Source organism: Microbispora sp. ZYX-F-249 (assembly GCF_039649665.1).
In the GTDB taxonomy this organism is placed as follows: domain Bacteria; phylum Actinomycetota; class Actinomycetes; order Streptosporangiales; family Streptosporangiaceae; genus Microbispora; species Microbispora maris.
Genome location: NZ_JBDJAW010000008.1, coordinates 50,737 through 69,692, shown reverse-complemented (window position 1 = coordinate 69,692; position 18,956 = coordinate 50,737). Strand labels below are relative to the sequence as shown.

14 protein-coding genes are annotated in these 18,956 nt (G+C 72.0%); 7 read left to right on the top strand and 7 right to left on the bottom strand.

All coding sequences use genetic code 11. The features are described from left to right. Nucleotides 1–4: 4 nt before the first annotated feature. Nucleotides 5–1,135, bottom strand: coding sequence for a low temperature requirement protein A (locus tag AAH991_RS12440; protein WP_346225932.1), 1,131 nt, complete (start codon nt 1,133–1,135; stop codon nt 5–7). Between the two features lie 44 nt (nt 1,136–1,179). Next, nucleotides 1,180–2,181, bottom strand: coding sequence for an isopenicillin N synthase family dioxygenase (locus AAH991_RS12435; RefSeq protein ID WP_346225931.1), 1,002 nt, complete (start codon nt 2,179–2,181; stop codon nt 1,180–1,182). 193 nt (nt 2,182–2,374) lie between these two features. On the opposite strand from AAH991_RS12435, the gene AAH991_RS12430 reads away from it, so the two are divergent. Continuing rightward, nucleotides 2,375–3,763 carry a sensor histidine kinase gene (locus AAH991_RS12430; protein ID WP_346225930.1) on the top strand — a complete coding sequence of 463 codons (1,389 nt, stop codon included), beginning with the start codon at nt 2,375–2,377 and terminating at the stop codon, nt 3,761–3,763. A gap of 85 nt (nt 3,764–3,848) precedes the next feature. Continuing rightward, nucleotides 3,849–4,784, top strand: coding sequence for a DMT family transporter (locus AAH991_RS12425; protein ID WP_346225929.1), 936 nt, complete (start codon nt 3,849–3,851; stop codon nt 4,782–4,784). 29 nt (nt 4,785–4,813) lie between these two features. On the opposite strand, the gene AAH991_RS12420 is transcribed toward AAH991_RS12425, so the two are convergent. From AAH991_RS12420 to AAH991_RS12410, 3 genes are all read right to left on the bottom strand, one after another. After that, a complete protein-coding gene (locus AAH991_RS12420) occupies nt 4,814–5,626 on the bottom strand; it encodes a DoxX family protein (protein ID WP_346225928.1) in 813 nt (270 codons plus the stop codon). Between the two features lie 79 nt (nt 5,627–5,705). Then, nucleotides 5,706–7,295 (bottom strand): MFS transporter, encoded by a 1,590-nt coding sequence (locus AAH991_RS12415; protein ID WP_346225927.1) that lies wholly within the window; start codon nt 7,293–7,295, stop codon nt 5,706–5,708. Nucleotides 7,296–7,507: 212 nt separating this feature from the next. Continuing rightward, nucleotides 7,508–8,122, bottom strand: coding sequence for a TetR/AcrR family transcriptional regulator (locus AAH991_RS12410; protein WP_346225926.1), 615 nt, complete (start codon nt 8,120–8,122; stop codon nt 7,508–7,510). A gap of 99 nt (nt 8,123–8,221) precedes the next feature. On the opposite strand from AAH991_RS12410, the gene AAH991_RS12405 reads away from it, so the two are divergent. The 3 genes from AAH991_RS12405 (at nt 8,222) to AAH991_RS12395 (ending at nt 13,852) form a co-directional block, all read left to right on the top strand. Then, nucleotides 8,222–9,424, top strand: a complete 1,203-nt coding sequence (locus AAH991_RS12405; RefSeq protein WP_346225925.1) for an MFS transporter — start codon at nt 8,222–8,224, stop codon at nt 9,422–9,424. Nucleotides 9,425–9,697: 273 nt separating this feature from the next. Continuing rightward, nucleotides 9,698–12,046 (top strand): AAA family ATPase, encoded by a 2,349-nt coding sequence (locus AAH991_RS12400; protein ID WP_346225924.1) that lies wholly within the window; start codon nt 9,698–9,700, stop codon nt 12,044–12,046. Nucleotides 12,047–12,148: 102 nt separating this feature from the next. Further along, nucleotides 12,149–13,852 carry an ABC transporter family substrate-binding protein gene (locus AAH991_RS12395; protein ID WP_346225923.1) on the top strand — a complete coding sequence of 568 codons (1,704 nt, stop codon included), beginning with the start codon at nt 12,149–12,151 and terminating at the stop codon, nt 13,850–13,852. A gap of 27 nt (nt 13,853–13,879) precedes the next feature. Here AAH991_RS12395 and AAH991_RS12390 read toward each other — a convergent pair whose 3' ends face one another. After that, complete coding sequence (locus AAH991_RS12390) at nt 13,880–15,382, bottom strand: hypothetical protein (RefSeq protein ID WP_346226077.1); 1,503 nt, start codon at nt 15,380–15,382, stop codon at nt 13,880–13,882. A 225-nt stretch (nt 15,383–15,607) separates the two neighbouring features. Next, nucleotides 15,608–15,790: a hypothetical protein gene (locus AAH991_RS12385; RefSeq protein WP_428833980.1), complete on the bottom strand. Its 183-nt coding sequence runs from the start codon at nt 15,788–15,790 to the stop codon at nt 15,608–15,610. A 173-nt stretch (nt 15,791–15,963) separates the two neighbouring features. Between AAH991_RS12385 and AAH991_RS12380 the strand changes: the two genes are divergently transcribed. Together AAH991_RS12380 and AAH991_RS12375 are read left to right on the top strand one after the other, a co-directional pair. Beyond that, on the top strand, nt 15,964–16,530 hold the full coding sequence (locus AAH991_RS12380; RefSeq protein ID WP_346225921.1) for an HhH-GPD-type base excision DNA repair protein: 567 nt from the start codon (nt 15,964–15,966) through the stop codon (nt 16,528–16,530). Nucleotides 16,531–16,707: 177 nt separating this feature from the next. After that, nucleotides 16,708–18,789, top strand: a complete 2,082-nt coding sequence (locus AAH991_RS12375) for a SpoIIE family protein phosphatase (RefSeq protein ID WP_346225920.1) — start codon at nt 16,708–16,710, stop codon at nt 18,787–18,789. Nucleotides 18,790–18,956 lie beyond the last annotated feature (167 nt).

Below are 18,956 nucleotides of genomic sequence, written 5' to 3'. Positions count from 1 at the left end.
GGGCCTAGCGGACGTTCTCCAGACTGATCATCGCGACCACCAGCACGACCAGCGCGCCGAGGTGGGCGGCCGACGACCACAGGCCGATCGGGACGGTCGCCAGGGCCAGCAGCGCGGCGGCGATCCGCACGGCCGGCCGTCCCAGCCCGAGCACCCGGCGGAACCACAGGTCGCCGAGCAGGAACAGCGCGGTTCCCCCGGCCAGCGCGACGGCGGGGCCGAGGCCGAGGTGGTCGTGGCCGACCGCCTTCTTGATCCCGGCCGCGGTCGCGACGATCCCGAGCAGCATCGGGATGTGGGCGTAGAAGTACGCCCCCAGGATGAGCCTGGTCCGGCGGACGACGTCGGCCCGCGCCAGCGCGTGCTCGGGTCCGCTCTCGCCGCGTCCGAAGTACACCCACCACATCGCCGCGGTGAGGGCGAGGCCGAGCAGCGAGGTGACGATCAGGGCCGCCCCCGGGTGGCCGTCGGTCGCCCCGATGCCGATCGCCACGATCGACTCGCCCAGGACGATGATGACCAGCAGGCCGTGCCGCTCGACGATGTGCGCGGGGTGCAGCGGGAAGCCCTTCTGCCCGATGAAGACCGGGCTCGTCCAGATCAGCACGAGGGCCGCGGTCCACAGCGCGTAGTTCCACGGCGGGTCCGCGAAGGCGGCGGCCAGGACGAGCGCGGTCGCGGCCAGGTTGAACGGCACGACCCGCGCGATCGCGGCGGTGGCCTGCAGATAGAGCCCGCCGTGGACGAGCACGATGACGAGGTAGCCGAGGGCGAACGCCACGCCGCTGCCGGAGAAGGCGTGCGGGATGGCCAGGGCCATGATCAGGAACCCGGTCATGCCGCACAGGATCAGCACTCGCCGGGCCGTGCGCTCCGGCGGCACCGTGTTGGTGAGCCAGGCGTAGCCGGAGTACATCCACCACAGCAGACCGAAGATGAGGATCGCCTGCACGGTGCCCTGGCCGGTGAACCCCTCTCCGTCGTGCCGTGTGAAGTCGCCCACTAGCAGCGAGGTGAGCTGCGTGATCGTGAAGACGAAGACGAGGTCGAAGAAGAGCTCGATCGTGGAGACGCGCAGTTCGGCGTCCGGTGCGGTCGGCTCGACGCGCTCGGCGAACCAGCGGGGGAGGCGCATGGCGGTCATTATGCCTGTTGCGGTGATTTCTTGATTACACCTTTTCAGCTCTCGCCCGGTGTGGGCGGAAGCACGCGGCCGCCGAGCTGCGGGAAGACCTTGGCGACCTTCGCCGTGAGGTAGTCGCCGTACGTGCCGGTGAAGGCCCGCAGGTCCAGGCCGTCCCAGCGGGCCCGGCCCCCCGCGCGGCCGGGCAGGGCGGGCAGCGGCGGCACCTCGCAGTCCCAGCCCGGGTCGAAGAAGAAGGGGAAGGACAGCCTGTCGCGGCCCGTTTCGTTGCGCACGCGGTGCGGGGTCGACCGATACAGTCCGCCGGTCAGCTTGTCGAGCATGTCGCCGATGTTGCAGACCAGCGTGCCGGGGATGGGCGGCGCCTCGATCCAGCCGCGTGCGGTGTGCACCTGGAGCCCGGGGTTGTCGTCCTGGAGCAGCAGTGTCAGCAGGCCGTAGTCGGTGTGCTCGCCGACCCCCCACTCGTCCGGATCGGCGTACGGCGGGGGCGGGTAGTGGAAGATCCGGAAGAGGATCGTGGGCGTGGCCGTGTACCCGGCGGCGAAGTAGTCCTCGTCGAGCCCCAGGCTCAGCGCGACGCCCCGCATGACCGCCTGCCCGACGTGGGTGAGGGCGTCCATGTAAGCCAGCACCGCCGGGCGCATCTCGGGCACCTCGTCCGGGAAGAGGTTGCGCCCGTGCAGCGGCCGGAGATCGTCGTGGTCGTGCTCGGCGCCGAAGTAGACGCCCTCCTTGAGGTCGGGCCGGCCCGAGGTGAGCTCGCCGCCCACGGGGAAGTAGCCCCGCCAGGCCCGTCCGCCCCGGTCCATGGAGATGCGCGACTTGTGCTCCGGCGGCAGCCGGAAGAACCGCGCCGCGGCCTCCCTGAGCCGTGCGACCAGCTCGCCGGGCACCCCGTGGCCGCTGATGTAGAAGAAGCCGCTGTCGAGGCAGGCGGTCTCGATCCGGCGTGCGACCTCGGCACGCTCCCGGCCGGTCCCGGAGCCGGTGAGCGCGGCCACGTCGATCACCGGCAGTGGTCCGGCGGTGTTCATACCTCCATATCCCACCATCCGGGAGGGTCGTCCGGAAGGCTCCTTTACCTGCTTGCCGGACGTGTTGCGCGTGCGGGGATTTCGAGCGCACAGGACCAACTCGTCAGGTTTGTCCCGTTACCGACGTATAACGCCCTGAAGAGTAGATTTCTTAGGCACGGTCAATCGGGCCGCATCGTAAGTGGGCGATCACGTGGGTTTCGGGGATCGATGGTCGGTCAGGAGCCGCATCGCGCTGTTCACCGGCACGGTGGTCGCCCTGCTGTGCGTCGGGTTCTCGGCCGTCCTGGTGTGGGCGCTGTACACGGCGGCCGGCGAGAACCTCATGAAGGAGGTGACGGCGGCCGGCGGGCGGGTCGCCTACCTCGTGGACCGCGGACAGGTCGGCAGTGTCCTGCCCTACGATTCCCCCTCCGCGCGTGACCGGCCCATCCAGGTGGTGGACCCGCGGGGCAGGGTGCGCGCGGCCACGCCGGACATGGCCGGCAGACCGGCCATGGCGACCTTCCACCCCCGGCCGCCGCTCCGCAAGGCCTCGCGGGAGGTCTGCGACGGCGTCTTCGGCCCGGACGGATGTCACATCGTGGTCGCGCAGCATGTCTATCGCGAGGACGGAGACTGGACCGTCTACAGCGCGGCTCCGGTCCGGGCCTTCGACGTCCCACCGGGCCTGGTGGCCGGTCTGGCCGTGGGATCGGTGCTCGTCACGGCCGCCGTCGCGTACGGCACCCGGCGAAGCGTCAAGCGGGCGCTCATGCCGGTGCGGGCCATCCGGGGCGAGCTCGACGAGATCAACGCCTCGGACCTCGGGCGGCGGGTGCCGGTCCCGGAGGCCAGAGGGGAGATCCGCGACCTCGCGCAGAGCGTCAACTACACGCTGGACCGGCTGGAGGAGACGCTCGAACAGCAACGGCGCTTCACCTCCGACGCGTCCCACGAACTGCGCAGCCCGATCACCGCGATCCGCGCGCAGGTGGAGGGCGCGCTCCTCGCGCCGCAGGAGTCCGACGTGAGCGAGATCGGGCAGGCCGTGCTGAAGAGCCTCGACCGGCTCCAGGCGATCGCCGCCGACCTGCTGACACTGGCCCGCCTGGACGTGGGCGCGCCCTGTGAGCGCGAGCCGCTGGACCTCGGCCGGCTCGTGGCCGCCGAGCTGGACACCCGCCGCCCGGTCAGGAAGGTCGTCCCGAACCTGGCCCCCGGCGTGATCGTCCGGGGGGACCGCATCCGGCTCGGCCGCCTGGTCACCAACCTGCTCGACAACGCCGAGCGGCACGCCGCGACCACCGTACGGCTGGAGGTGCGGCGGGAGGACGCCGACGGCGACCCGCGCTTCCGCTCCGGTGCGGCCGTCCTGGAGGTTCTCGACGACGGCGCGGGCATCGCGCGGGACCAGCGGGAGCTCGTCTTCCAGCGGTTCACCCGGCTCGACACGGCCCGCAGCAGGAACGCCGGGGGCGCGGGCCTGGGCCTGCCCATCGCCCGGCAGATCGCCGAGAGCCACGGCGGCACCCTGACGATCATCGACAGCCCGCGCGGCGCGCGTTTCCTCCTGCGCCTGCCGCTCGCCCGGGAGTCCTGATTCCTCGGGTCCGAAAACCGCTGCCGCTAATGTGTCATGCCGCACTACGCTCCTTACCGGCACATAAGCGGAGGGAATTGCACATATGCGACGGTGGCTTCCGTCTTTCATCCTGCTGGCGCTCGTCTGGGGGAACAGCTTCTTCTTCATCAAGGTGGCGCTCGGGAGCCTCCATCCGCTCCAGATCTCCTTCCTCCGGATGGCCGTCGGGGCACTGACCCTGCTGGTCGCGGTGCTCGCGACCGGCCGCAGGCTGCCCCGCGACCCGCGGCTGTGGGGGCACTTCGCGGTCGCCTCCGTCGTGCTGACCACGGTGCCGTTCACCCTCTTCGGGTACGGCGAGCAGCACGTCTCCTCGGTCGTCGCGGCGATCTGGAACGCCACGACGCCACTGTGCACGCTGCTGTTCGCGCTGCTCCTGCGCAGCGAGAAGGCGACCGCCGCCAGGGTGACCGGGCTCGGCCTCGGCTTCGCCGGCGTCATGGTGGTGCTGGGCGTGTGGCAGCCGATCTCCGGCGGCGCGGCCGTCGGCAGCCTGGCCTGCTTCGGCGCGGCGGCCTGCTACGGCGTGGGCGGGGCGTACATGGGCAGGTTCATCACCCCGCGCGGGGAGGAGCCGATGGTGCTGGCCGCCGCGCAGCTGGTCGCGGGAACGGCCGAACTCGCGGTGATCACGCCGCTCGCCGGGCTGAGCCTGGTCGAGATCGACGTCCCCCTGGCGGTCTGGGGCAGCCTCCTCGCGCTCGGCGCTTTCGGCACCGGCATCGCCTACCTGCTGCTGTACGGGATCCAGCGGAAGGTGGGAGTGACGGCGGCCTCGGCCGTGACCTATCTGATCCCGGTGTTCGCCGCCGCCTCCGGCGTGGTCTTCCTCGGCGAGCACCTGACCTGGAACCAGCCCGCCGGCGCGCTGGTGGTGCTGCTGGGCATCGCCGTGATCCAGGGGATCGTCCCCCGGCGCCGCGGGCGTACCGCCGCGCCGGCAGCCGCCGTCCCCGCCGAGACCGACGCCGCGGCCTGATCCGGCCGGCGCGGCGCGCTCCGCGCTCCTCAGCGGGCCGGGGGCGCCTCGGCCCGGCTCTCCGTGGTGGTGTCGTCGTCCCGCTTCGTACGCCGCTGCCTCGGCGTGGCCTTGCGTACCGTCGTCGTGGCCGGAGCCTCCTCACCGGGCGGGTCGGCGGCCGTCCCGGCGGCGGGGGAGCCCGTGTCCGCACCGGCCGCAGGGGGCGGCTCCGGCGACCCGGTGGAGGGCCGCCGCTCCCCGGAGGAGGGATCGGGTCCCGCCGGGGCGGCGGGCCGTCCCGGCGATCCCTCCGCGCCCGGCTCGCCGGGCCGCGGCGGGCGCAGCGCCGCGATGACCGCGTCGGCCTCGGCGTCGGCCCTGGCGTCGGCCCTGGCGGCACGTCCGGCGTCGGGGCCGGCGAAGGCGGCGGCGAACTCGCCGGCCGCCTCGGCCTCGCGCCGTTTGATCACCACCATGTGGTCCACCGAGATGCGGCCCGCGCCGGTGACCGCCAGCAGCACGGAGGCGGCCCCGAGAGCCACGATCAGTTCGATGTCGCCCCCGGTGAGCGGCAGGCCGGTGTCCCCGGCCGTGAGCACGAACACCGCGAGGGCCTCGGCGAACAGCAGCAGTCCGACGATCGGCACGGCGAGGCCCGCGATCAGCAGCGTGCCGCCCACCAGCTCGGTCAGCATGGTCACCGGAGCCCACACGTGGGGCAGCGGGGCCTGCAGCGCGGTGAACTGGTCGGCGGTGGCGTTGAGGCCGGCTTCGAGCTTCTGCCAGCCGTTGGCGAAGAAGATCCCGCCGACGCCCATGCGGGCGGCCAGCGAGGCGAGGTCGTGCAGGGTTTTCTTCACGGCTTCTCATCCTGGGGGGTGGGGGATGACTTGCCCGGACACTTCCCCGCCTGCGCCGCCGTCATGCGCCCGGCGGGGCTCAGTCCCGTACGCCGCCGGGCTCCTCGGCGCCGGGGTCCGGATGGGCGGGAACATGGCGGGGCAGCAGCAGGGCCACGGCCAGCGCGGTGAGCCCGAGCAGCGCCACGCTGACGGCGATGGTGGAGTGCAGGGCGGTGACGAAGGCCACGCGGGCGGCGCCGAGCAACGCGGCCCCGGTCGCGCCCGCCTCGCCGGCCACATGCGCGGCGGCGGCCAGCGACTCCCGGGCCTGCGCCATGAGCCCGGACGGGATCCCGGGGACGGTCCCGAGCGAGGGGGCGTACACGATCGTGGTGACCGTGCCGAGGACGGCGATGCCGAGACCCGCGCCGAGTTCGTAGGCCGTCTCCTCGATCGCGGCGGCGCCGCCCGCCCGCGACTCCGGCACCGACGCCATGATCGTGTCGGACGCCGCAAGCAAAGCGACCTCCACGCCGAATCCGATGCCGACGAAGCAGACGGTCAGCATCACCGGATGCTGCTCGGTGCCCCAGGTCAGCACCGGAGTGAGGGACAGCGCGGTGAGGGCGAGACCGCCGCCGACCGTCGCGCGCAGCCCGATCCGCCCCAGCACGTGCGCGGCGGCCAGGCCGCCCGCGATGGCCGCGACCATGAGCGGCAGCATCCGCACGGCGGCCCGCAGGGGCGACAGCCCCAGCACGAGCTGCAGATACTGCGCCAGCATCAGCTCCAGCCCGACCAGCGCGAAGATCGCCAGCAGCACGCAGCCGACGCCGGTCGCGAAGCCGCGCTGCGTGAACAGCCCGATGTCGAGCAGGGGGAAGTCGAGCCGCCGCTGCCGCCGCACGAACCAGACGAGCAGCGCGACGCCGGCCAGGAGGACGGCGAGCGAGGGGCCGCGGCCCAGCAGGTGCCCCGACCCCGCCTCCTTCAGCCCGAACGCGACGGCCAGGATGCCGACGGTGGACAGCGCCGCGCTCAGCGCGTCCCACGGATGCTCGGCCCGCCGCGGCGAGGCCGGCAGGATCCGTACGGCGAGCGGCAGCGCCACCAGCAGCAGCGGGACGTTGATGAGGAAGACCGCGCCCCACCACAGATGCTCGACGAGGACTCCGCCGATCAGCGGCCCCACGGCCGCGCCCGCGGCGGCGACGGCGCTCCACACGCCGAGGGCGATCGCCCGCTCGCGCCGGTCGGTGAACACCTGCCGGATGATAGAGAGCGTCGCCGGCATGATCATCGCTCCGCCGACGCCGAGGAACGCCCGCGAGGCGATGAGCGCGAGCGGGGTCGCGGCGAACGCGGCCGACAGCGACGCCAGGCCGAACACCACGTAGCCGCCGAGCACGAAGGGCCGCCTGCCGTACCGGTCGCCGAGGGTGCCGAACGTGACCAGCAGCGGCGCGACGACCAGCGAGTAGATGTCGATGATCCACAACAGCTGCACGGACGACGGCTCCAGCGCCGCGGTGAGCGCCGGGACGGCGATGTGCAGCACGGTCGCGTCGACGGCGATCAGGAGCAGGCTGAAACACAGGAGCACGAGCACCGACCACCGGCTCGCCCGATGCTCGCGCAGGGCGCCCGCGGCGCGGACGGCGGCGGACTCGACCGAAACCATGATCATAGACCGCTCAGTGCTCCTGCCCGAAAATTCCGGCCCGCTGGAACATGCGTGGCAGCTTAGGCCATGGGAAGCGGATCTCTCAGCCCTTCCGGGGATGTCGGGAACATATCGCCGGATCCGTATCACCCCAGGTGATCAAGTGGAGCGATCCGCCTCTCCGGAGAGCCCCAGGTGGATATCCCACCTCCGGGCGGGCGGCCGGCCGCGACGGCTCAGGCCGTGGCCCGGGCGGGCCCGGGGGTCTGGAGCGCGGCGTCGACGGCGGTGTCGATGGCGGTGGCGAGACGTGCCGGGTCATGGCCGGCCCGTTCCCGCACCCGCAGTCCGAGCACCAGGGTGAACAGCAGCTCCACGGCGCCGTCGACGTCGAGGTCCTCGGGCAGCTCGCCGGTGCGCCGGCCGTCGTGCAGCAGCGATCGCAGGGCCTGCCGGGTGACCTCGAAGGCGGCCTCGGTCCGCCGGCGGATCTGGACGTCGGTGGTGCCGAGCTCGGTCGCCGTGTTGACCACGAAGCAGCCCCGGCCGGGTTCGCCGCCGGACGGGCAGGAGACCAGCCACAGCATCCAGTCCCGTAGCACCTGGCGGACCGGCCGGTCGGCGACGGCCAGCCGCTGCTCGGCCTCCGCGGAGTCGGTGGCCCGGTAGTGGTCGAGCGCACGCAGGAACAGCGTGTGCTTGTCGGTGAACGTCCGATACAGGCTGCTGGGAGTGAGCCGGAGCTCGGCCCCCAGGTCGCGTACGGATGTGGCGTTGTAGCCGCGACGCCAGAACAGGTCGGTCGCCTTGGTCACCGCGTCCTGCTCGTCGAACTGCCGAGGGCGTGCCATGGTCGCCACTGTACCCAATTTGTGGAGCGATCGCTCCCATACTAGGGTCGCCCCGACATATGGGAGCGATCGTTCCCGAATGAGTCGAGGAGGTGTCGGTTGACGACCACGAACCAGACCACGACTGAGGCGCCCGACGAGCCGGTCCCGGCGAGGAGTCGCCGGCCGGCGGTCGCCGCTGTGGCCTTCGGGGCATTCCTGCTGGTCACCGCCGAGCAACTGCCGATCGGGCTGCTGACCTCCGTCGGCTCGGCCCTGTCGGTCTCCGAAGGGACGGCCGGGCTGATGGTGACCGTGCCCAGCCTGGTCGCCGCGGTCGCGGCACCGCTGGTTCCGGTGCTCGTCGGCGCGATGAACCGGCGGCTGCTGCTGCTCGGCCTGATGGCGCTGATGACCCTCGCCAACGTGGTCTCGGCCCTGGCGCCGACCTTCGCCGTCCTGGTGGCCTCCCGGGTGCTGGTCGGCATCGCGATCGGCGGCTTCTGGGCCATCGCCAGCGGCCTGGCCGTCCGGCTCGTGGCACCCGCGAACGTGCCACGGGCCACTGCGATCATCTTCGGCGGGGTCGGGGCCGCGAACGTGCTCGGCGTCCCGCTCGGCACGCTGCTCGGCGAGTTGTCCGACTGGCGCGTCGCCTTCGGGACGCTGAGCGCCCTGGCGCTCGTCGTGCTGCTCGCGCTGCTGGCCGTGCTGCCCCCGTTGGCGGCCACCCGGCCCGTCAGCCCGCGACTGCTGGGCGAGCAGTTCGGCAACCCGGGTGTGCGCGTCGGCATCATCACGACATTCCTCATCGTGACCGGCCACTTCTCGGCCTACACCTTCGTGAGCCCGGCGTTGCAGCAGCTGTCGGGAGCCGACGAACGATTCGTCGGCCCGTTGCTGTTCGGGTTCGGCCTGGCGGGCATGATCGGCAACTTCGTCGCCGGGGCCGCGCTGGCGCGCGGCACGCACCGGACCGTGCTGCTCATCACCGTGACCCTGGCGGTCGCGATTCCGCTCTACCTGGTGCTGGGCCGGGGCCCGGCCGGAGGAGCCGTACTGCTGATCGCCTGGGGCCTGGCCTACGGCGGCGTGTCGGTCGGCCTGCAGACCTGGATGATCAACGCCGCGCCGCAGGCCGTGGAAGCGGCCTCCTCACTGTGGGTGGCGGTGTTCAACCTGTCGATCGGCCTCGGCGCGCTGGTCGGCGGCGTCATCGTGGACCAGCTCACCCTCCAGGCCGTCTTCGGCCTCGGCGGCGCCTGCGCCCTGGTGGCCGCGCTCGCGGTCCGGAACGCACGTACCAACGAGAACCTGCGATAGCCGGGACTCCCCGCCAGACCTCCCAGGCTCGGCACGACACGGAGACGGCGGCCACCTGACCAGCCACCGTCTCCGTGTCTCCGTGTCTCTGTGTCTCCGTGTCTCCGCCGGGGCGCCGCACGCACCCCCGCGCGTCGTCGTCCTCCCGTGGGGAGACCCGCGATTCTGGGCAGTGGTGCGGGGCGTCGCCGTGCCCGACGGCGACGTGCCGCAAGGGTCCACCCATTCCGTCCGCACGTGCGGTATAACCGGGGTCGAAGCGGGGAGGCGTCGATGCGGGACTCCGACAGGGCACGGGCGGCGAGCCTCTTAAACCGAACTGCGGCACGTGATCTGTTCGAACAGGTGCGTTTCCGCTATTTCAGGCTTCCGCCATTCGCGCGGCGCGCGCTTTTCGTGGTGCTGCTGGTCGCGACGATGGGCGTGGCCGCGGCGCTGAACTGGTCGCTGATGCCCACGTTCATCTACACGTTCCTGGCGCTGTGCTTCCTCGCGCTGGCCCTCAGCTATCCGCGTGCCGCCGCGACCGTGCTCGTGCTCGCCGGATGGGGCCTGCTGCTGCCGCTGTTCATGGGCGTTTTCGGCGGGCAGTCGATCGCGCCCGGTCTGCTGATGCTGCTGGGCGCGCTGACCGGCGGCGCGGCTCACCTGATCCGGTGGGTCCCGCCGTGGCTGACGACGCTGATGTCCCTCGTGCCCGCAGGGGTCGTCGCGCTGTCGCTGTCGCCGCTGTCGCCGTCCGCCGCCCTGTGGGGCGCCTACGGCGCGGCCGCCGCGGTGCTCCTCTACCGCCTGGTGCTGGCCCGCAAGGTGCGCGGCGAGGCGGAGCGGGAGGCGGCGGGCGCCGAGAGCCAGGTGCAGGTGCGCGCGCGGGCCGGCGGGCACCAGCCCGCGCCGGCCGAGGCGGACGCTCCGCCGCCCATCACGGTCGAGCAGGCGCTCGCCGAGCTGGAGTCCATGATCGGCCTCGAACCGGTCAAGGAGCAGGTGCGCGCCATCGCCGCGTCGATCGAGGCGGCCCGGCTGCGCAGGGAGGCGGGCTACACCAACGAGCGGCCGATGCGCCACTTCGTGTTCGTCGGCCCTCCCGGCACCGGCAAGACCAGCGTCGCCCGGTCGCTCGCCAAGATCTTCTACGCGTTCGGGCTGCTGGAGACGCCGTTCGTGGTCGAGGCGCAGCGGGCCGACCTCGTGGGGGAGTACCTGGGGGCCACGGCCATCAAGACAAACGAGCTCATCGACCGCGCGCTCGGCGGGGTCCTCTTCGTGGACGAGGCGTACGGCCTCATCAACTCCGGCGACGGCCAGCCCGACCGGTTCGGCGCGGAGGCCGTCCAGACGCTGCTGAAGCGGGCCGAGGACGACCGTGAACGGCTCATCGTCATCCTGGCCGGCTACGAGCGGGAGATGAACGACTTCCTCGCGTCCAATCCGGGGCTGTCGAGCCGCTTCGCGACCCGGGTGCGCTTCCCCAGCTACAGCCCGGCGGAACTGCTGGAGATCACCGAGGCGCTGCAGCGGCGCCGGGGAGACCTGCTCGCCCCGGAGGCGCGTCCCGTGCTGCGCCGGCTGTTCGAGGACGTGCACCGCCGGGCGCTCGTCGACGACCTCGGCAACGCGCGATTCGCCCGCAGCCTCGCCGAGGCCGCGGCACAGGCCCGCGACGTGCGCGTGGTGAGCGCGGGCGGGGCGCCGCGCGGCGAGGACCTGGTCACCGTCACCGCCGACGACGTGACCAAGGCGTTCAACGAGATCACCGCGCGATACCGCGGCTACCAGGTCACGCCGACCCTGGACGAGGCGCTCGCGGACCTCGACAGGATGGCCGGCCTCGACCCGGTCAAGCGGCAGGTCCACGCGATCACGGCCCAGCTCAAGGTGGCCAGGATGCGGCAGGAGCAGGGCCTGCCGGTCCAGTCGCAGATGCGGCACATCGTGTTCGTCGGCCCCCCGGGCACCGGCAAGACGACCGTCGCCCGGATCCTCGGCCGGATCTTCTCCGCCCTGGGCCTGCTGGCCCGGCCCGACGTGGTCGAGGCGTCGCGGGCCGACCTGGTCGGCCAGCATCTGGGCGCGACCGCGATCAAGACAAACGAGCTGGTCGACCGCGCGCTCGGCGGCGTGCTGTTCATCGACGAGGCGTACAGCCTGGTCAACACCGGCTACTCGGGGGGCGACGCCTTCGGCGCCGAGGCGGTGCAGACGCTGCTGAAGCGGGCCGAGGACGACCGCGACCGTCTGGTCGTCATCCTGGCCGGCTACGAGCGCGAGATGGACGCGTTCCTGGCGACCAACCCGGGCCTGGCCTCCCGGTTCAACCAGCGCGTGTCGTTCCCCTCCTACTCGCCGTCCGAGCTGACCGAGATCGCCGAGCTGCTCGCCGCGCGGAGCGGCGACAGGTTCGACTCCTCCGCCGCGCGGGACCTCGCGGACGTCTTCGACTGGGTCTGCCGCGAGGGGCTCATCGACGGGCTGGGCAACGGCCGCTTCGCCCGGTCCCTGTACGAGCGGGCCGCGCTGCGGCGCGACGTCCGCCTCGCCGAGCAGGGGTCGGCGAACGCCGCCGAGCTGACGACGATCACCAGCGACGACGTCCGCAGCGCGGTGGACGAGTTGTCCTGATGTCGTAGGGGAATCCCCAGGGCGCGTGTCCCGATGGCCGAGTGCAGTCACTTCCTGCTACTAATCGACGACGTAGGGTAGCCGGGAGGATCGGAGACGCACGTGAGAGCACGATGGCCGGTTGCCCTGGCCGCACTGGCCGCTGTGTGGGCCGCCGGCGCCTGCGGCGTGCAGCGGGGGACCGGCGAACCGGACAACGGGCTCGCCCCCTCCCCGGTCAAGGCGTACGACATCAACCCGCTGGCGCGCGACAAGGTCAAGGACGGCGGGACGCTCCGGTGGGGGCTCACCGACTTCCCGTCCCAGTGGAACCGCAACCACGTCGACGGCGACACCACCGCCGTCAAGGTGGTGACGGACGCGTTGCTGCCGCGCACGTTCCGCTCGGACGCGCGGGGGCGGCTGACCCTCGACACCGACTACGTGACCAACGCCAGGATCACCGCGACCTCCCCCCGCCAGGTCGTCACCTACTCCATCAATCCCAAGGCGAAATGGTCGGACGGCAGGCCGATCACCTGGACGGACTTCGCCGCGCAGTGGAAGGCCATGAGCGGCCGCGACCGGGACTACCGGGTCGACTCGACCATCGCGTACGAGAACGTCCAGAGCGTGGCCCGGGGGGCGAGCGACCGCGAGGTGGTGGTCACCCTCGCCCAGCCGTTCAACGAGTGGCAGTCCCTGTTCACGCCGCTGTATCCGGGCAGCACCAACGCGACCGCGGCGGCGTTCAACGCCGACTGGATCAACCGCATCCCGGTGACCGCGGGGCCGTTCAAGGTGGACCGCCTCGACGTCAAGGGCAGGACGGTCACGCTCACCCGCAACCCCGGCTGGTGGGGCAACCGGGCGAAGCTGGACGGCATCGTGTTCCGCGCCGTGCGCCCCGACCAGATGGTCCACGCGTTCACCAAGGGGGACGTGGACGTCTTCGAGGTGGGTCCGTCCCCCGCCGACTACGCGCGGGTCAGGGAGGCGTGGGACGCCGTGATCCGGCAGGCCGCCGGCACCCAGTATCGGCAGTTCACCTTCAACGGGGAGAGCCCGGTCCTGGCCGACGCGCGGGTGCGCGAGGCCGTCGCGGCGGCGCTCGACCGACGCGCTCTCATGCAGGGCGACCTGAAGGGCCTCGGCTGGCCGGCCGTGACGCTCGACAACCACTTCCTCATGAACAGCCAGTACGGCTACCGGGCCAACGCCGGCGACATCGGCGCGTACGACCCGGGGCGGGCCGGGCGGCTGCTCGACCAGGCGGGCTGGACGCTGTCGGGCAAGACGCGCGTGAAGAACGGCAAACCGCTCACGCTGCGCTTCGTCGTGCCCGACGGAATCATCATGAGCGGCGTCGAGGCCGACTCCGCCCGGCAGATGCTGCAGCGCGTCGGCATCCGGGTCGAGGTGCGCAAGGTGTCCTTCGACGACTTCTTCGGCAAGCACCTCATCCCCGGCGACTTCGACATCACCGCCTTCGCCTACCCGAGCACGCCGTACCCCGTCTCGGACGCCTTCGACATCTACGCCGACGGAGAGAGCGGCGGCCGGGGCGACGACACCGAGTGGTACGCCAACATCGGGCGCAGCGGCAGCAAGCAGATCGACGAGGCCATGTACCGCGCCGGCAGCACGCTCGACGCCGCCAAGGTGCCCGGCCTGCTCAACGAGGCCGACCGGCTGGTCTGGAAGAAGGTCAACGTGCTGCCGCTCTACCAGTGCCCGCAGGGCGTGGCCGTGCGGTCCGCGCTCGCCAACATCGGGGCCAACGGCTTCCACGACCTGAGGTACGAGGACATCGGCTACGCCTCCTGAGTGGCGGCCGCCCGGGCCGGAGGCGCGTCAGGTGGGAGGTTCGTCCGGGATGTCGGCGATGTCGTCCAGGGCGGCGGCCAGCTCGTCCGGGTGGTCGCCGATCCGCTCGGCGATCTCGATGAGGACGTGCAGCACGTCGTGCCGGTCGTGCCCCAGGTCGATCAGGCGCTGGGCGGCCTCCCACAGCTGCGGCGGGTCGCCGACCCACAGCCGCCCCGCGATCTCCTCGTGCCAGGCGAGGTGCTCCTCCAGGTCCGTACGGCCCAGTTCGCCGGCGTGGTCGATCTCCAGCAGGATGCGCCGGTCGGCCTCGTCGGCCGGGTTCAGCAGGTCGAGGTTGGTCGACCCGCGCATGCCCTGCAGCAAGGGGAACGCGAACGCGCGCCGGGCCAGCGCGGACAGGTCGCCGTCCGGCAGCAGCCGCTCCACGAGAGAGCGGTCCAGCCCGAAGGTGGCCGGGTCCCGGTAGGCCTCGGTGAACCGGGCGGTCGCCTCCCAGACGGCGTCGAGCGTGGCCCGCACGCCCTCCTCGGGCAGCCCGATCCGGGGACCGGCGAAACGCACCCATGCCGACAGCACGTGCGGCATCGCGTCCTGCTCGGCCGTGCTGAGCAGGACCTTGCGCGGCAGCCAGTCGAGCAGGAACGTCTCGCACTTGGTCGGGCTCACCCGCATCGGCCGCCCGAAGTCCTGGTCGCAGCCGTAGTCGATGATGTGGTCGGCGCACCGGGAGGCGGCCGAGGGGTCCGACAGGTTCTCCGCCGCGTCCGAGGCGAGGAACTCGGCCGCCAGCATCGCGCGGCGATCGCGGCTGTAGGGCGCCTCCGTGTGCGCGGGGGCGGGCCGCATCCGCCCGGGCGGCAGCGCCTTGATCCGCGCCCGCGCGAAGGCGTGGTAGGCGCTGTAGCTGTCGCTCACCAGCTTCGGGCCGCCGCGGCCGTGCGCGGCGGCGCCGGTGGCCTTCATGGCGAACTCCAGCAGCGCCCGCGCCTGCTGCGGCTCCAGCTCCTCGAACCGCAGCAGCGCGTTTCCCGCGGCCTCCAGCCTGGCCTGCTCCAGCAGCTTGTCGACGTGGGACGACACCCACGCGTCGCGGGCCATCCCGCCCATGTTGTAGTCGACGACCACGACCAGCGCGTGCCGGTCCTCGCCGTTGTAGGCGAACGTGCACACCACGGTGTCCTGGTCGCCGTACACGTCCCTGGAGACGTAGCAGCCGGTCGGTTTGACGGCGCCGACGCGGTCCGCCCAGCGGGGCCGGGCGACGTCGGACTCCATCAGCGCGAGCGCGGCGCCCTCCGCCTTGGCCGCCTGGCGGGCGGTGCCGAGGTAGGCGACGGAGACGAGCAGGGTGAGCGCGGCCGGAGTGCCGGCCTTGGCCGCGTAGTCCACCAGGCCCTCGCCGAGGATCTGCTCGACGTCGCCGCCGCGCAGCCGCCTGCCCCACCAGGCGCCGAGCATGTCGGAGACCATGAGCTCCGCGTCGAGCGGGCTGCGCACGGCGAGCAGCTCCCTGGCCGCCAGCAGCATCTCCGCGAACACGTCGTCCGGCGGCCGGGTCTCCCGGGGGTCACGTCGGCGCCGGCGACTCACGAGATCTCGCTCCGCTCGCTCACGGTCACCACCTTCTCGCATTCCCGCCGCGAAGGGCATCAGGAACACGGGCCGGTGACTTCCCCGTTATCTGCCGCTCCAGCCTTTCCCAGACTACGGCGGCGGGGCGGGGCGACGGCCGCGTGAGCGTCGTGCGCCGCCTCACCTCCGGGAAGGCGGCGCCGAGTTCACCAGACCCAGGAGGCGTTCCCGGGCGACCCGCTCGACGATCTCCGGTGTGACGTCGAGCCCCAGGTGCTTCCCGCACGCCCAGGCGTCGGCGACGCAGCGGGCGACGGCGGACAGGGGGACGGTCAGGAATTCCGCGGCCAGACGATCGGTCACCAGCTCCGCCGGTTCGCGGAGACCCGGCTCCGGTGTTGGGCCGCCACTGATTCGTGCTGCGAGTACGGGCATGGACTGCATTCCTCGCTGAATGGGGACCTGCCGCCCCTTATTCCACCTCTTTCCGGGGCAGTGTCAAGCCTTGGCGGGCCACCGCGTGGGAAGCTTGACCCATGCGCATCCGGCTCGCCCAGGATCCCGAGGCCGACGAGCTGCTCGGCCGCAGCCCCCTCGCACTGCTCGTCGGCATGCTGCTCGACCAGCAGGTGCCGCTGGAGCGGGCCTTCGCGGGGCCCCGGACGATCGCCGGCAGGCTCGGCCGCGACCTGGACGCGCGTGAGATCGCCTCCTATGATCCTGACCAGTTCGCGGCACTGTTCGCGGCGGCGCCCGCCGTCCATCGGTATCCGAAGGCGATGGCGGCCCGCGTCCAGGCGCTCGCGACATATCTCGTCGAGCACTACGATGGCTCGGCCGAGAAGGTATGGGAGGATGTCCGCGACGGTGCCGAACTGCTGCGCCGGCTGCTGGCCCTCCCCGGATTCGGCCGGCAGAAGGCCCAGATCTTCCTGGCCCTGCTGGGCAAACAGTGCGGCGTGCGCCCGGACGGCTGGCGTGAGGCGGCCGGGCCGTACGGCGAGGAGGGGGTGCACCGGTCGGTGGCCGACGTCGTGGACGCCGAGAGCCTGCAGCTGGTTCGCGCGACCAAGCAGGAAGCGAAGCGGGCGGCCAAGAAGTAGGCCCGATCTTCCTGCGCGAGGCGCCGGTCTTTTGACAGGATGCGTTGACCGCATGCCGGGCGGGGCTTCCGTCCGCGTATGCCGATCGCCCATGATGTAGGGCAGATCTGCGCTACCAATCACAGTTATGGAGATGTGCCTCGTGGGAGACGCTGGCACGCGACGGAGGTGCCGACCATGAGCGCCGAAACCTCCGTGCCCCGGCCCCGGGAGCCCGGTTTGGACATATCAGACTCCGACCTCTTCAGAGGCGTGATGTCGGAGGCGCCGTTTGCCTTCGCGTTTTTCGACCCGGATGGGCGTTTCGTCCGGGTCAACTCCACCTTTACCGAGCTGACCGGCCATCCTGTCGAGTTGCATCTTGACCGCCAACCGGCCGAGCTGCTGCCGGCCGACCTGACCACCCTGATCGACGCGGCGCTGCGCCGGATCGCCGACGAGGCGCTGCCGATCACCGACCAGCGGATCAGGACCCGCGCGGAGAACGGCGACAGCCGCCACTGGACGGTGTCGTTCTTCCCGCTGCACGGCGACGACGGCGTCATCGGGACCGCGCTCTTCGGGGTCGACGTGACCGAGCGGCAGCTGAACGAGGAGATGCTGGAGCGCAGCGAGGAGCGCTACCGCTCGCTGGTGGAGTCGCAGCAGCAGCTGGTGTGGATCAGCTCGCCCAGCGGCTCGGTGGCCGAGGACGCGCCCCAGTGGCGGGCCATCACCGGCCAGGGCCTGGAGGAGTACCTCGCGCACGGCTGGCTGGACGCGGTGCACCCCGACGACCGTCCCGGCACCGAGGAGGCGTGGCGCGAGGCGCTGCGCGGCCGCACGATGTTCGAGTGGAGCTACCGGGTGCGCACCCGGGCCAGCGGCTACCGGCACTTCGAGGTCCGGGCCGTGCCGATCGTCAGGCACGGCCGTGTGGTGGAGTGGGTCGGGGCCAACACCGACGTCACGCCGCAGCGCGAGGCAGAGGAGATGCGCGGCCGCCTCACCGACCAGCTCGGCGCCGCCGCGCTGCGCACCGCCCGCCTCCAGGGCGCGACCGCCCAGCTCGCCGAGGCGCTCACCGTCGAGCAGGTGGTGCAGGTCATCATCGACGTCGGCCGTACGGCCCTCGCCGCCGACCACTCGTCGGTCGCCCTGCTCGACCCGGACCGGGCCACGCTGAAGGTGATCAACAGCGGCGGCACCCCGGACGCCCCGGGTGAGGACATCGACCTCGCGCATCCCAACGTGATGACGATGGCGGTCAACAGCCGCCGCCCGGTCTTCGCCGAGTCGCCCGACAGCCTGCGCGCCCAGCTCGTCGACGCCGGCGCCGACGAGGGGCGGATCTCCGGCTTCCTGGCGCAGACGGACGAGCGGGCCTGGGTGGGCCTGCCGCTGCTCGCGGCCGGGCGGGCCCTCGGCGCGCTGCGGTTCTCGTTCACCCGGACCCAGAAGATCTCGCAGGAGGACGGCGTCTTCCTGGAGGCGCTGGCCGGGCAGTGCGCCCTCGCGGTCGAGCGGGCCACACTGTTCGAGCGGGAGCACAAGACGGCCGAGACCCTGCAGCGCAGCCTGCTGCCCGAGCGCCTGCCGGTGGTGCGGGGGATGACGCTCGCCTACCGCTTCCGCTCCGGCTCACGCCACGTGCAGGTGGGCGGCGACTGGTACGACGCGTTCGTCCTGCAGGACGGCCGGGTGGCGGCGGTCGTGGGCGACGTCATGGGCAAGGGCGTCAAGGCCGCCGCGGGCATGGGCCGGATCCGCAACGCCATGCGGGCGCTCGCGCTGACGAACCCGCCCCCGGCGGCGGTGCTGACCGGGCTCGACCGCGTCTTCGAGGCGACCGAGGAGGAGGAGCAGGTCACCACCCTGGCGTACATGGTCGTCGAGCCGGGGACCGGGGAGGGCACGCTGGCCCTGGCCGGCCACCCGCCGCCGCTGCTGGTCTCGCCGCAGGGCGTCGGGCTGCTGCACGAGACCGAGCCGGGCACTCCGCTCGGCTGGGCCACGAGCCGCAAGCAGTTCAGGTTCTGCGTGCCGCCGGGTCACACCGCCGTCCTGTACTCGGATGGTTTGGTGGAGAACCGCAAGCGCGGGCTGGACGCCGGACTCAGGGAGCTTTCGTCCGTAGTGGCCGAAGCGCCCCCGGAGGTCCTGAGCAGCCCGAATATGCTGCTCGATTTCCTGGTGGACCACATGCTGTCCGGGTATGAACAGGATGATGACGTAACGGTACTCGCAGTCCACGTCCCACCGGCCACGAAGAGTGACTGAATGAAACAGTCATAACGGTTGCTTTCGGGTATCAGTGACCTCCTTCCGTACGCACTAGTGTCTCGGTCGGCCTAGGGTGGAGGGGCAACCCGGCGGGACGCGGCCGTATCACGTACCGTGGCGTGCCACAATGGCATGTCGCGGTCTGCGCGACCTCACCACCGGAA

Bases quoted from the DNA above. Each gene is read 5' to 3' on its own strand.
- AAH991_RS12440 (WP_346225932.1), bottom strand. From the start codon at position 1,135: ATGCGCCTCCCCCGCTGGTTCGCCGAGCGCGTCGAGCCGACCGCACCG.
- AAH991_RS12435 (WP_346225931.1), bottom strand. From the start codon at position 2,181: ATGAACACCGCCGGACCACTGCCGGTGATCGACGTGGCCGCGCTCACC.
- AAH991_RS12425 (WP_346225929.1), top strand. From the start codon at position 3,849: ATGCGACGGTGGCTTCCGTCTTTCATCCTGCTGGCGCTCGTCTGGGGG.
- AAH991_RS12415 (WP_346225927.1), bottom strand. From the start codon at position 7,295: ATGATCATGGTTTCGGTCGAGTCCGCCGCCGTCCGCGCCGCGGGCGCC.
- AAH991_RS12410 (WP_346225926.1), bottom strand. From the start codon at position 8,122: ATGGCACGCCCTCGGCAGTTCGACGAGCAGGACGCGGTGACCAAGGCG.
- AAH991_RS12400 (WP_346225924.1), top strand. From the start codon at position 9,698: ATGCGGGACTCCGACAGGGCACGGGCGGCGAGCCTCTTAAACCGAACT.
- AAH991_RS12390 (WP_346226077.1), bottom strand. From the start codon at position 15,382: ATGCTGCTGGCGGCCAGGGAGCTGCTCGCCGTGCGCAGCCCGCTCGAC.
- AAH991_RS12380 (WP_346225921.1), top strand. From the start codon at position 15,964: ATGCGCATCCGGCTCGCCCAGGATCCCGAGGCCGACGAGCTGCTCGGC.
- AAH991_RS12375 (WP_346225920.1), top strand. From the start codon at position 16,708: ATGAGCGCCGAAACCTCCGTGCCCCGGCCCCGGGAGCCCGGTTTGGAC.